The following is a 12,894-nucleotide window of genomic DNA, read 5'->3' as shown; positions in this document are numbered from 1 at the left end:
TTTTGGAGTATGTTTTTATCTAAATCAGAAACAGCTTTACTGATCTCTGAGATCAGCCGTGAACTGGGAGCCAAACGTGACGGAGGAAATAAGAACCTTGTTGCAACCTGTCCTTTTTGCGGGAAAGCGGGAAAGTTCGGGGTGTATATCGGAAAAGAAACCCAGCGTAAAAAGCCGTTTATGTCGCATTGTTTTTCTTGTGGCGGGGCGACTTACACGCTCGACCAGTTGCTTTCAACCATCGGACGGCCTGACCTTGCGGTTACTCAAACTGCCAGTCTGAAAACTCTGCTCGAACCAAATTTACTTTTTCCGTTGGAAAGTGAAGAAGAGATAGACGATACATTGGGCATAGTGGAATTGCCGGACTTTTATAAACGGTGTTTCTCACATCCGTACCTTAAAGGACGTGGCTTTGTCTATGACGACTATGAATACTTCCCTGTCGGGACTACCGGGCGATTGAATTTTAAATTCAACGACTATGTGCTGTTTCCTGTAATCGATGAAGGGGATATAGTCGGATATGTGGCACGTCATGTAATGGCTAAGGCTGAGATTGAAGCCCATAACCGCAAAGCAAAGTTTCAGGGCAAATACCCTATCATGCGTTTTCGCAATTCAACAGAGAATGATTTTATCAAGCTGCTCTACAACTATGATACAGTGATACCGGATGAAACGGACACGGTAATCATCGTAGAGGGAATATTCGATGTGATTGCTTTAACCCGTAAACTGGAACTTTATGATAATACCGGGATCTCTGTAGTTGCAACTTTCGGAAAGAAAATATCTCAGGCTCAAATTTTCAAGCTTCAAAGCAAAGGGGTAGAAACAGTTGTGATCGGTTATGACGGAGATGCGGTGGAAGCAATCAAGAAAACAGCTTCGGAGCTATCTCCTTATTTCGAGGTATTTATAGCGGATATAACCGATCGGGAGAAAGACTGGGAAGATCTAAGCTACGAGCAAATGTACAGTGTATTTGCCTACGGGCTTAAAACTCCTTTGGAATACAAAATCAATAAAATCTAAGGGCACAGACCTTTTATTTACTCAAGTAATCAATAATTATACGATACGAAATATGGATGAATTAATAAAATGGTTACAAGCCAACAAGATAAGTTACAATTGGGTCGATAATGAAGTCGTGGAAATCGTGGATTTCGGGAAAATGTTTCTGGCAGACCTCGAAGGTGTTCAATCGATTTTCAGGGGAACGAAAGATAAGATTGAATTCAACCTGATGGAGAACCCGGATATACTGATCGATGAAGGTATCAATTATGTAGCTTTCGAATTCGGCAGGAACTGGTATTACTATGACCTGCGTGAAGACTTTAAGTTCAATATCTTAAAGTTTATCGGCAAAAGGCAGGAAACAAAGAAGGATATCCCTTTTGTGAATCTGGGAATACATACACCTTATGAACTATTGAACGGTTCGGGGGATTTAGGGCTATGGATAAAGAAAGCCAAGGTTTTGGAGCATACGGCTATCGGGATTTGTGACCGCAATACAATGGCAGCAACCCTGAATCTGCAAAAGGAATGTGCAAAAGCCGGATTAAAGCATGTATTCGGGTATTCCTTTTCACTCGATTACAAAGGCGAAAAGGTGGATATGAAAATATATTGCCAATCACAAAAGGGACTGAGGAACCTGTTACGCATTCAGAAGGAAATCATGGTAGACAGCCACACCAATACATTAAGCGATGCGGGTCTGATATCTCATGCACAGGGGAACGTGCTGGTTCTAGGAAAGCTTTCTTCTTACTGGATGACAAAGAACCGCCCCTTACTGACAGAACTGGAAAAAGCATTCTCTAAAGTATTCTATCAGGTTGATCTGAGTGAGTACAGGGCTGAACGTATCGATGTGGAAGTGCTCAAAGCCACTAAGCATTACTTTGAGAATTTCTACCTGCCAGAGTTAAACTCCTTCCGCATAGAGCCTGTCCTTATTTGTGATAACTATTATGTAGATAAGGACGAAGCACGAAATAAGATTATCCTTAATCAGATCGCTTCGGGTGCAGCACATGAACAGTCGGTTGAGCAGTACTTTAAAGATATCGATGAACACTATGCGGTTTTTGAGAGCATCTTTGACGGTGACAGGTGGGATATTGACGCACTATTCGAGAGGATGTGCCGGCATACGGCTGAGATAGCGGAAGAAGCAGAAGCAAAATTCGAACTGGGTAGAATGTATATGCCTGAGTACATCATGCTTGAGGATGAAATCAGGAAGTATGGCAACAGGCATAAGATGTTTCTGGTACTGCTGGAAGAGGGTTTGAAAGCCAAGGTACAGGTAAGGCATCACGAAAAATACAAGGAGCGCCTGGACCAGGAAGTTTACATAATCGAATCGACAAACAATGTAGACTATTTCCTGATACAGTGGGATATAGTAAAGGAAGCCCGAAAACGTAAGATTACTCTTGGTATAGGACGGGGTTCTGCAGGTGGTTCGCTTGTATCCTATTTATTAGGTATTATTTCTATTGACCCGATTAAATACGACCTGATGTTCTCCAGGTTTCTGGTTCCCGAACGTTGTGGATTGAATTGGGTGGATAATATAACGGTTATCGGTCAGGATATACAGGTAGGCAAGGGTGAAAAAGTAATCGAGGTAAATCTGGAAGACAGGCAGATTATTTTTTACCGCAAGGCTGAACTTCGTATTATCAGAGATGACAAAGCAATGACGGTATTTGCCCACCAGCTTCAACCCGGAGATGAAATAGAGTTTGATAACAGGGATTTATTATGGACTCTTAACGAACTGCTTAAATGAAGGTATTGAAAGTGAAAATAAAAGTGGCTGATGGTGACCATAAAGTGACAGGCTCCTTTGTCGATAAGGGGCTGAAACCGGGCGGTCACTCGGCATCGCCAGACGTGGATATCGACTTTGCTTCGGACAGAAGGCAGGAGATTAAGGAGTATCTGGAACAACGATACAACGTGAATGCAAAACAGCGGGTATTCTCGGCAGGTACGTTTTCGAGTATGAAACTAAAGGCCGTACTCAAAGATGTGGCGCGTGTACATCGTATACCTGTTAATATCGTAAACTACATCACCGCCCTCTTTGACGATGACAAGATGGGGTGGACGGAGCTTTTTCAATTGGCAGCAGTCAACAAAAAGGTTAGGGGATTTATACAGAGTTATCCTGAAGTGATAGAGGACATCCGTACACTGATGGGGCAACCTCGCTCGGCTTCCATCCATGCATCGGCTATTATTGTAACCCCTGATACCAAAGATGGGGAAGATGCCGACTGTTTCGACTTTCTTCCCATCCGTAAAATGGACGATCTGTTGGTCTCGGAATTTGACGGGTATGCGGTGGATGATATCGGTTTGCTCAAAGAAGACGTACTGGCGACAAAGGAACTAGCCAAACTCGGTTCTGTCATAAAGATTGTAAACGAAACCTATAATAAGGATTACAGTATAGAGAGTATCACGCAAGATGAAATAAACGATTCCAAAACCTACAGCTTGTTATCTCAGGGGTATACCCAGAATATTTTTCAATTTGCCAACCGTGGTATTACCCGTTTTATAATGGATGTAAGACCCGATTGTATAGAAGACCTGATAGCTATAAATGCTTTGTTCCGTCCTGCAACGCTTGAGATCGGAGCAACGGATGATTACATACGCTACAAGCATGGAGAGGTGGCTCCCGTATACAATTACGGAACGTATGAAGCTACCAAAAACACCTACGGTATTATGACCTATCAGGAACAGTTTATGTCGATAGCTCATACATTGGGAGGATTTGACCTGGGTAAGACCGACTACCTTCGTAAAGCTATCGGTAAGAAGAACGCTGAACTGATGGCTACCCTCAAAGATGATTTTATTAACGGAGCGATGAAAAACGGTTGCCCCGAATATGAAGCTCAGGAGATATGGCATAAGATCGAGGTGGCAGGAAAATATTCTTTTAACCGGTGCATTAGCGGAAAAGAAAAGATATATCGCCCATGCGGAGAAAGATGGCATCCAACCATTGAAGAAATGTATAAGTTGATGAATGATCTGGACTACGTACGAGAAACAAACCATAAGCCTCTTAGAAGCAAATATCTTAGAAAAGGTTATGGCACAGCGTTTTCATTGAATGAGGATAACAGGCTTGTTAAGAACCGAATTGTTGACATACGCTTTGCAGGGGTCAAAGCTCTTTATCGGATTACCTTAGAAGGCGGTAAAACTATTGATGTGACCTTAAATCATAAGCATCCCACGCAAAGAGGAGAAGTCAGAACAGATGAACTGGTAATTGGCGCGGATATGCTTTTTGTGAATACGGGCTTTGATAAAAAAGACACTAGCTATCGGTTCACAGATAAAGGTAAGGAAAATGACCGATGGTACCATAACAACTTCGATATTCAAAAGTATGAACTGAATTCACAAAAGGGACATATGGGTTTTATACAGCGACCCGAGAGTGAATATGTCAAACGAGAGTATTATCGAAATAATTTGATGAAGAATTACTGCCAAGAATATGCTAATGATTGTTGCAGGCTGAAAATTCATCATATCAATGGAAGCCATGCTGAATGCGGAGAGAATTATTGTAATCTTAAAACTCTTTGTGTATCATGCCACAAAAAGGTTCATTCTGAAATGGGATGCGCGAAGTGGAGACAGAAAAGTCAGAGCACAGCATTGGTTGTTGTTAAATCTATCGAATACATAGGTGATGAAGAGGTGTATGATGTCGAAATGAGTGCCCCATACCACTCATATGCAATAGAGAACGGAATCGTTACATGCAACAGTCACGCTGCAGCTTATTCTCTTACATCCTATTGCGGTGCATGGCTCAAGGCGAATTACCCTTCTGCATTCTATACGGTTGCTTTACAATGGGCAGACGATAAAGAGATACCTATGCTCATGTCGGAAATGGAGCAGTGCAGTAATGCCAAGATCGTACCACCGGATATCAATATCTCGAAAGTGCAGTTCTTCACCGATTATAATACGAATGAAATCTTCTGGTCACTGACACGTATCAAGATGATCGGCATAAAAACGGTAGATTACATAATTGAAGAGCGAACCAGCAACGGAGAGTTTACTTCTATCGAAAATTTTATCCACCGGATATTCAAATACAAGCTAAAAAAGTATCAATACTGGGATGACCCTGACAATGAGCAGGAAGCAGGGCGTGTACCTGTCAATGCAAGGCACGTAAAGCACCTTATTCTATCCGGATGCTTTGATAAAATAGAGCAGGTAAAAGCAGTAACCGGCAGGTACACTATTCTGGAAAAAGCAGCTTTTGAATTAGGGTTTAAGCTATCCGATGAAGAATTTCCTAACGATCAGGTTTCATATCATTATTTCTGGTCGATGCAGCAGATAAACCTTTCGGGAATAGGCTCTATCGACTACCGCAGGATTTATGATAATTCCAAAACGCGGAAAGACATCAAAGGCAAAGCAAGCTATATGACACTCAGGGACGCTATGGATTTGGACAATGAAGGCAAACGGATTGCGGTTTGTGCAACAGTCATCGAACTGGATGAAATAAGCTATAAGGACAAGCAGACGGGGGAAAAGAAAACCTTCTGTAAAATCAAGCTACAGCAGAATAATGACCTGATGGAACTGATCTGTTGGAGCGAGTTTTATTCCACAAACAGAAAGCTGGTCGGTTCGCTCAAAGACAAAATCATTATTGTATCGGCCGTCATCAGATACAGCGATTACAACGGGACAAATAGTTTGAACACATACAATACATCCATTTTAGATAAACTATAGGTCTCAGACCTTTTTATTGCTTAGTTGAGCACAACAGCAATAGTTTGTTACAATTCGAGAATATATCATTAAATACTTTCACCTACTTATTTATGGCAGCACCACAGACAGAAATTAAAATATATACGGGTATCGGACTGGATTTTGAAACCGGAGGTCTGGACTCCACCAAACACGCCTGTACCCAATTGGCAATGCAAGCCGTAAGGCTGGATACATGGGATGTGACAGACCGGTATGTAAAATACATTGCCCCGTATGACAAGCAAAATATCGGAGGTCCCGTTAAACGGAAAGTCCTTAAAAATAAGCGGGAACTGGAAGCTGGGCAGATGGAATATGAGCAAGCTGCTTTAGTATACTCGGGTATCACCATGGAGCTGCTTTTGAACAAGGGTGCCGATCTGAAAGAAGTAGCAACCGAAACGATAGAGTTTGTGAAGCGAAACACTTTAAGTAAAGGGACACAATGCAAGCCTGTGCTGATAGGTCAAAACATAACATTTGATGTAAGTTTCTTACAGCAATTGATGAACTATACAAGATTGACCAAAGAATTTGAAAAGGTGTTTTCCGGAACCAAAGATTTCTACGGGAACTTTCAGCCTCATTACATAGATACCATCGATCTGGCAAGGCTCTGTTATGCGGATGATGCTTCTGTGGCTTCGTACAAACTGGAACTGATCGCAGAACGCCTGGGTATTGAGCTCGATGATGCACATGATGCGGATGCAGACGTTACGGCAACTCTGAATATTGCAAGGGTGTGCTCCAACCGATTAAGATCAGATGAGGGTGGCATGGGAGTCAGTATTCAAAAAGCAGAGAAAACCAGAAACTACTTTAAAATCTAAGACGATGGAAGAAAATCCCAATGAACAGGAGGAAACGGTTTCGTTTAAAACAAGTGATCTGATGACTTACGGGGTACTGGGTTATGACGGCAATGAGATGATGTGTGCCATTACGGGCTATGATCTGACTATTGCCTTTAATATGAGGCTGATTAATTCGCTTGCCGATGCAGAGAGTTGTGCGGATGCACTTGCCGATGTGTTTTATCAGGCTTTGATGGAGCAGCTTATAGCACGAAATGCGGACTTTATAAAACCAGAAGCCGGGCAATAAGCTATTCTTTAATAAAGATCAAACCACAATGGAAAAAGAACAGGTACCGGATAAAACCCAAATAAAACTGACCGATAAGCAAGAGCAATTCTGTTTCTTGTTCGTCTATGGGAATCACGAGTTTGCAGGACAACATACCAAGTGTTACATGGAAGTTTTCGGTGAGGACTCAAAGAATATGTCGGTAAAGAGCTATCAACTAATGAGAGAGGTTCATATACTCGCCCGAATAAAGGAACTGTATACTGCTTTGCAGAATGAAACGGAGAACATCGCTATTAAGCTACAGATTGCCGAGACTTTAAAGGCGGTGATGGAAGAAACGTCAACGGCTCAGTTTTCGGATAAGTTCGGTATCTGTCTTTCTCCTGCTCCATTACGTGCTGTTTCGGTAAATGCAGCTAAAGCGTTAATGGATTTATTTCCGATAAAACACGTACAGGAATCAAAACTACGGATTGAAGGCAGTGATGGTAATGTAATCTTCAACGTTATTGTTCCCGAAATACAGTCAAGGAATGAAGAAAAAGACTAAGATCAAACGAAGTACCGTAGAAAGGGCAATCTATATACTGATTGTAACCGGGTTAGTAATCTACGGGCTCAAAGACAGCGAAGTATCGGTAAAACTGATCCATGCGACCATGGAAGCATTTTCAATTTTATTCAATATAGTATGACAAAAAATTTCAAAGAATTCGTGACCCATAATTTCAGATCATTAATCGTTATCCTCTCTTTTATTGTGACCATGTATCTGCAGCATGTAAGCAATACGGCACATATCCTTCAACTGGAACAGAAATGTACGAAGCTTGAAATCAAGATACAGGACCAGTATGAACGTATCGATGCCATCAAACTGGATAAGGCTGTTTTTGAAGTGACAATGACTCAGTTTACTTCCATACAAACCGACCTGCGGGAAATGCGTAATGATATTAAGGAACTTCTAAAAAATAAGAGATGAAGATAACTTTAAAAATAAGATAGGGATGATAGATGAATGTGACCGAATAAGAATCGTTCTGTCCGATAAACTGACGGATTTAAAACTGTCCGAACTGGAAGGAAGAACTGGGCTGGTAATAGAAAACCTGGCCTGCAGTGAGCGTAAGAACAAAGGGTATATGGTTCGCCTGGACATACCTTTTTTAGAAGAACAAATCTGGTTTATACCTCTTGAATCGGTAAAGAATGGCAAGTAAAATTATATTGGCATTGGGTGGTATAGTTATCTGCCTGTCGTTAACGGTGCTGTTTCAATATGAAAGAAACAGGCAGTTATCGAATGAAAGGAACAGGTATAAAGGAAATACGATTTCCTTACTTTCGGACATGAAACGATTACAGATTGATTCTACGGCAATGGCTGTCGATACAAAGGTATTACGCCTTACTGTAGAAGAACTTGAAGATAACAGGGCAGAGGATCTGGAGCAGATGCGAAAACTGGGTGTAAGGGTAAATAGTTTACAGGCTATAGCTAAACATTCGGTGGAAGTAAATGCTCCCATCCAAGCCGAAGTGAAAGACTCGGTAGTTATTCGTGATACGGTAACAGTTCGGGTAAAGACTATTAAAATGGATACGCCTTATTTACAGGTTTCAGGAGTTATAGAAAATAATCAGCTTACAGGTAATATCCATCTTCCGGTACATCTGCATCAGGCGGTTTGGGTAGAACATAAGCTTCGTTTTTTGTGGTGGAGATGGGGTGTAAAGGCGATACATCAGACTATATCAAGTGATAATCCGTATGTGGAGATAAAGTATTCTGAGTATATAATGATTGAAAAATAACTATATCTTTGTGCGAAATTAAAAAACAAATAATAATGAAAGAATTACTGGAAAACTTAAATGTACTGATCTCAGACTTTACTAAAGACTCGGCACAACAAGCAGAAAACGCAAACAAAGCAGCCGGAACACGTGCAAGAAAAGCATCTTTGGCAATTGAAAAAGCATTGAAAGAATTTAGAAAGCTCTCAGTGGAAGTGTCAAAGAAGTAATATAGTTTTGTGTAATAAAAAAGGATAATCATTATGATTATCCTTTTTTGTATGAAAATGATTCTATATTTTTTATTTTGAATATATATGCATACTATTACTCGCAGTAGGTAGATAATCTACACCCAGCCAAGTTATCATAAGCAATAAAAAAGCGACAGGCAGTATCCACATAGTTAATCGGGTATATCTGTTTTGTAATCTCAGATGAATATATACCGTATAAGCTACATAGGTAATCAAAGCCCATGTTTCTTTCGTATCCCAGTTCCAAGAGTGCCCCCACGCTTGGATAGCCCATACAATTCCGATCAACAAGCCGATAGTAAGAAGAGCAAATCCCTGATAAACAATCCTGTCTATAACAAGACTGAGCTCCAAATCTTCTTTACCTTTTCTGAGTTTAATTAACTGTACAATTGCTGATACCGTTGCTGCAACCATTAGGGCATACGCCAGAATATAAAAGGTAACATGCGGTATAAACCAATGGCTTCTTAGGGCAGGCATAAGATAAGTAGAATGTAATTCGGGTTTGCAAAGATTCACAATAATAAATACACAGGAAACAACACAGGAAAAAGACAGAAGCCATTTGTATTTCCATCTTTTATAAGCAATATAGCCGATTGCCGACAGAAAAAAGGAGTACCATAATCTTGTATCACCCATTGTTCTTAGGGGAGGATGTTTTTGTGATATCCATAAAATGATAATAAATGATGTGACAACCAGTATTCCGGTCATCATAAATAGCTCGACAATCTTAGCTTTTCTAGGAACAAAAATTAAAATACTGCTACTTATAAAAAGTAGGATGGCAGGTATTGCCCAATAGATATAATTATTCCACATTATAATTTTATTCGTTTGTTAGAATTAGCCTTGCCCAACATACACAATGCGCCTGTGAGCGCTAATGCAATTCCCCAATATAAGGGTATATACCAAGGATTATAAATCAGCATCATGGTGCAATAAGTAGGAGAATTACCCGAACCGGTATCATAACTATCTAAGTAAATAAACCAGTTTTTTATCAGTAACGGTTTGTTCACCTCAATAACGGCATTTTCCTCACCACCATCTTTAGTGTAAACAGTTGTATTTACTGCTATTCTTTCTACGGCATGACTTTCTTTCGTGCTATTTGGTGAATCCTTTATTGACTGATTATTTTCGTACAATTGAAGTTGAATATCTTTAATGTTGACTGCTATAGGTAACTCTGTAAGTGTATTGTCTTTTTCGTAAACACGCCACTCTGTATCGCCCTTTTTGACAGGCATCATATACAACTTACTGTCGGTTGCTTCTATAGCTAGTGATGCCAGTATAAGCCAGATCCCAATATGATTCAGATAGAAAGCATAGTCAGACTTTTTGAATGAAATCAGTCTACGTAAAATTAATGTTCCCAAAGACAGGAGTAAGAGGATATATAATAGAACAAATGACCATGATTTTTTTACTTGCTGAAAATCAAAGAAAGTATGGAGTCCACGATCTGCATCAATGATTTGCGGTATTAGCCCGATAAATAAACCATATATAAGGAAAGTAATCAGCAAAACAACAGTCAATGGAACTCCGGTAAACCATTTATATATTCTATATTTTCTAAAGAACGAAAAGGCTACAATGCAAACCAATAATAAACCGACAATAAGAAAATTTATAGGGTTTTTGTATGTAGAGAACTCAATACCCCCTACAAAGTAATTCAGAACTAAACCCACCAGAGTAATTACCAATACCACAAGAATACTTAATTTGTATTCTTGTGGTATTTTCAGTAAATCACGAAATCGTTTCTTCATTATTTTTCAATTATGCTGTTTCGTGAAATTGCTATTAATAGCTATTTCTTCGTAAATTCTATTTTTGCAGGCAAATAGAAAACTGTTTTATTAATTTAGTAATTTACTGAATCGGCAAAGTTTGGCTAGGGGTATATATTTTACATCTGTGCAACTAGAGGTTAATTCGAATTGATATTTTTTCAAGAGAATCTCTAACTCATTGAGCTCAGACAAAGTTACAGATGATAAGTCTGTGAGTGAATCTGACAAGTTTGTTTTCTGCAACAGGAATTCTACATTGACAACTTTTCCACTGGTATTACAAAATAGAACTATAGTGATAGCCTTATTTTCTTTTGCCAAAGTGATAATCTTTTCTTTCGAAAAAACGGACTTGAAAATATCATCTAACGGAGTTGGTTCTTTGATCGTGTAGAACTCACATTTTTTTGTTATATTCTTATGATTGATGGTGTTGCTGTTATTGATGACTTTCTTTTGAGTTTTGTCAATAGAGTATACTTGCCCTGCAACTTCTTTTCGGATGATTTGAGCCGTCACTTGGCTTATGTTTAAAGTAAACATAGAACATAGTAAGAAATATAAATATATCGTTTTCATATGGTCAATTATTAGTTATTACAATTCGATTGATTCAAATAATTCAGTGCTTTGGGTTGTAAAGATTCATTTATCGGAAAATTATAATTTTGTCTGTTAGGATCTGCTTGAAAGTCTCTCAGGAAATCCCAATAATTTAGATTGCCCCATTGTGTATTTTTATTTAACAGGTCAGAATATTTAGGAATATATGTTCCATCTTTTGTTATTTCAATTACCCAATTTAAATATTGTGCTGAATAATTTTTCCCTGACCCATACTGAGGGCAAGCTCCTGCATTTATATAACAGAGTATATCTTGCATCAGTTTTGCTTCAAATTCAATATTTATCCGACCGACATTAGAATAAGGGGCTAACCCTCCCGGATAGAAATTTTGTTGGAATAAGTGAATGAATTCTTCTGGAAATGCTCCATATATTGCACTGTTATTGTTAAATAATAGTTCGTTCGTAATATAATCATAACCTCCAACATCTATACTGGGGTCAATTTTCACGTTACCGAATCTTTTTCCATTATTTGCAAGATAATCAAATAAAGCTTTAAATCCGCATTGTTCCAACAATTCTTGAAGAATTTTATTTAACTCTTTTATACCCTCTGAGTCCAGACTTGTTTTTGAGGCTATCTTAGAGAGATTTGCACTTGGAGATGTAGAACTGCCACCACCACCGATACCGGGAGAGCCTCCACCCGGAAAAGTTGGTATATCCCACCAATTACCTCCACTACCTCCCGGCGCAGTAACAACAACTTCCCCTATAGTTCCACCGTTATGACAACCACAAGCAGGACTATCGTAGAAACCGGATTTTAATTGTAACGGATTTTCTAAAGACAAAAATGAAATTTCATTTGTTTTTATAAATTGGTTATTTTCAATGTAACCTTGGCTTATAGCTTTATTGCCCAGAGAAGCTTCGTATAAGTTGTATGTTTTATTTTCTGTCGATTTAGTTTGTAATTGAACGCTTTCATCCTTGATCTTTATATAATAGGATCTTTTTTGGTTCTCTTTATTTGATACAATAATTAAATATGAAATTACATTTTCATATTCGACAACTCTTTGAAAAGGTACATACACATATTGATTAATGCTGTCTTCCTGCATTTCATAGCTATCCCACACAGGAGTCGAAAGGTAATCATTAAAGTGTTTCAGGTGCTTAAATTTTGTTTGGTAGTCAAATTTAGCTGTGTTGATCAGCTCTTTGGTTTTGTCTGGTGCAGATGCTGGCTCTTCATTGTCGCAGGAATAAAATACAGCGAAAAGAAATACTAGAAAAATCCATAATATGTTTTTCATAAGCGTTAAGAATTTGAAGTTTCATGTTAACAAATGTATATTTTAACTTAAAATTCCGCAATACCTAAATATGAGTAATTGATATATATAATTTTGTTATTTAATACCTTATTGTAGGTATTTAAATTTCGTAATCTGCAATTTGTAAATTCATAATGATAAATACATCAAGAATGCATCATTCGT

Annotated in this window: 15 protein-coding genes; 11 read left to right on the top strand and 4 right to left on the bottom strand. The window is 38.9% G+C overall.

Features of this window, described 5'->3' with window-relative positions; genetic code table 11:
• The first annotated feature begins 315 nt into the window (after window positions 1-315).
• The 11 genes from IR022_RS06045 to IR022_RS05990 all read left to right on the top strand — a co-directional run bounded on the left by IR022_RS06045 (window position 316) and on the right by IR022_RS05990 (window position 8,972).
• Window positions 316-1,038, top strand: coding sequence for a toprim domain-containing protein (locus IR022_RS06045; RefSeq protein ID WP_242053095.1), 723 nt, complete (start codon window positions 316-318; stop codon window positions 1,036-1,038).
• 52 nt (window positions 1,039-1,090) lie between these two features.
• Complete coding sequence (locus IR022_RS06040; protein WP_194203055.1) at window positions 1,091-2,815, top strand: PHP domain-containing protein; 1,725 nt, start codon at window positions 1,091-1,093, stop codon at window positions 2,813-2,815.
• Window positions 2,812-5,826, top strand: a complete 3,015-nt coding sequence (locus tag IR022_RS19915; protein ID WP_242053091.1) for a DNA polymerase III subunit alpha — start codon at window positions 2,812-2,814, stop codon at window positions 5,824-5,826. Before IR022_RS06040 ends, IR022_RS19915 begins: the two co-directional genes overlap by 4 nt.
• Before the next feature lie 92 nt (window positions 5,827-5,918).
• A complete protein-coding gene (locus IR022_RS06025) occupies window positions 5,919-6,683 on the top strand; it encodes a PolC-type DNA polymerase III (protein WP_194203022.1) in 765 nt (254 codons plus the stop codon).
• 61 nt (window positions 6,684-6,744) lie between these two features.
• Entirely contained in the window at window positions 6,745-6,957 is a 213-nt protein-coding gene (locus tag IR022_RS06020; RefSeq protein ID WP_242053088.1) for a hypothetical protein, read from the top strand.
• Window positions 6,958-6,985: 28 nt separating this feature from the next.
• Window positions 6,986-7,492: a hypothetical protein gene (locus tag IR022_RS06015; RefSeq protein ID WP_194203020.1), complete on the top strand. Its 507-nt coding sequence runs from the start codon at window positions 6,986-6,988 to the stop codon at window positions 7,490-7,492.
• Window positions 7,476-7,637, top strand: coding sequence for a hypothetical protein (locus IR022_RS06010; protein WP_194203019.1), 162 nt, complete (start codon window positions 7,476-7,478; stop codon window positions 7,635-7,637). Before IR022_RS06015 ends, IR022_RS06010 begins: the two co-directional genes overlap by 17 nt.
• A gap of 71 nt (window positions 7,638-7,708) precedes the next feature.
• Window positions 7,709-7,927: a hypothetical protein gene (locus IR022_RS06005; RefSeq protein WP_242053085.1), complete on the top strand. Its 219-nt coding sequence runs from the start codon at window positions 7,709-7,711 to the stop codon at window positions 7,925-7,927.
• A 25-nt stretch (window positions 7,928-7,952) separates the two neighbouring features.
• Window positions 7,953-8,165: a hypothetical protein gene (locus IR022_RS06000; protein WP_194203017.1), complete on the top strand. Its 213-nt coding sequence runs from the start codon at window positions 7,953-7,955 to the stop codon at window positions 8,163-8,165.
• Window positions 8,155-8,760 (top strand): DUF6549 family protein, encoded by a 606-nt coding sequence (locus IR022_RS05995; protein WP_242053083.1) that lies wholly within the window; start codon window positions 8,155-8,157, stop codon window positions 8,758-8,760. The genes IR022_RS06000 and IR022_RS05995 overlap by 11 nt, the downstream gene beginning before the upstream one ends.
• 35 nt (window positions 8,761-8,795) lie before the next feature.
• Window positions 8,796-8,972 (top strand): histone H1, encoded by a 177-nt coding sequence (locus IR022_RS05990; RefSeq protein ID WP_194203016.1) that lies wholly within the window; start codon window positions 8,796-8,798, stop codon window positions 8,970-8,972.
• Between the two features lie 72 nt (window positions 8,973-9,044).
• Here IR022_RS05990 and ccsA read toward each other — a convergent pair whose 3' ends face one another.
• From ccsA to IR022_RS05970, 4 genes are all read right to left on the bottom strand, one after another.
• On the bottom strand, window positions 9,045-9,827 hold the full coding sequence (gene ccsA / locus IR022_RS05985) for a cytochrome c biogenesis protein CcsA (protein WP_199330276.1): 783 nt from the start codon (window positions 9,825-9,827) through the stop codon (window positions 9,045-9,047).
• Entirely contained in the window at window positions 9,827-10,792 is a 966-nt protein-coding gene (locus IR022_RS05980; RefSeq protein WP_194203015.1) for a cytochrome c biogenesis protein ResB, read from the bottom strand. The genes ccsA and IR022_RS05980 overlap by 1 nt, the downstream gene beginning before the upstream one ends.
• A gap of 90 nt (window positions 10,793-10,882) precedes the next feature.
• Window positions 10,883-11,395, bottom strand: coding sequence for a hypothetical protein (locus tag IR022_RS05975; RefSeq protein WP_194203014.1), 513 nt, complete (start codon window positions 11,393-11,395; stop codon window positions 10,883-10,885).
• 11 nt (window positions 11,396-11,406) lie between these two features.
• Entirely contained in the window at window positions 11,407-12,708 is a 1,302-nt protein-coding gene (locus tag IR022_RS05970; RefSeq protein WP_194203013.1) for a hypothetical protein, read from the bottom strand.
• Window positions 12,709-12,894: the final 186 nt, after the last annotated feature.

It is taken from the genome of Dysgonomonas sp. GY617, from assembly GCF_015233815.1.
In the GTDB taxonomy this organism is placed as follows: domain Bacteria; phylum Bacteroidota; class Bacteroidia; order Bacteroidales; family Dysgonomonadaceae; genus Dysgonomonas_A.
The sequence above is the reverse complement of the archived record's forward strand: the minus strand, read 5'-3'. Positions and strand labels throughout refer to the sequence as shown.

Coding starts and splice junctions, on each gene's coding strand:
- IR022_RS06040 (WP_194203055.1), top strand. CDS start 1,091: ATGGATGAATTAATAAAATGGTTACAAGCCAACAAGATAAGTTACAAT.
- IR022_RS19915 (WP_242053091.1), top strand. CDS start 2,812: ATGAAGGTATTGAAAGTGAAAATAAAAGTGGCTGATGGTGACCATAAA.
- IR022_RS06025 (WP_194203022.1), top strand. CDS start 5,919: ATGGCAGCACCACAGACAGAAATTAAAATATATACGGGTATCGGACTG.
- IR022_RS06020 (WP_242053088.1), top strand. CDS start 6,745: ATGACTTACGGGGTACTGGGTTATGACGGCAATGAGATGATGTGTGCC.
- IR022_RS06015 (WP_194203020.1), top strand. CDS start 6,986: ATGGAAAAAGAACAGGTACCGGATAAAACCCAAATAAAACTGACCGAT.
- IR022_RS06010 (WP_194203019.1), top strand. CDS start 7,476: ATGAAGAAAAAGACTAAGATCAAACGAAGTACCGTAGAAAGGGCAATC.
- IR022_RS06005 (WP_242053085.1), top strand. CDS start 7,709: ATGTATCTGCAGCATGTAAGCAATACGGCACATATCCTTCAACTGGAA.
- IR022_RS06000 (WP_194203017.1), top strand. CDS start 7,953: ATGATAGATGAATGTGACCGAATAAGAATCGTTCTGTCCGATAAACTG.
- IR022_RS05995 (WP_242053083.1), top strand. CDS start 8,155: ATGGCAAGTAAAATTATATTGGCATTGGGTGGTATAGTTATCTGCCTG.
- IR022_RS05990 (WP_194203016.1), top strand. CDS start 8,796: ATGAAAGAATTACTGGAAAACTTAAATGTACTGATCTCAGACTTTACT.
- ccsA (WP_199330276.1), bottom strand. CDS start 9,827: ATGTGGAATAATTATATCTATTGGGCAATACCTGCCATCCTACTTTTT.
- IR022_RS05980 (WP_194203015.1), bottom strand. CDS start 10,792: ATGAAGAAACGATTTCGTGATTTACTGAAAATACCACAAGAATACAAA.
- IR022_RS05975 (WP_194203014.1), bottom strand. CDS start 11,395: ATGAAAACGATATATTTATATTTCTTACTATGTTCTATGTTTACTTTA.
- IR022_RS05970 (WP_194203013.1), bottom strand. CDS start 12,708: ATGAAAAACATATTATGGATTTTTCTAGTATTTCTTTTCGCTGTATTT.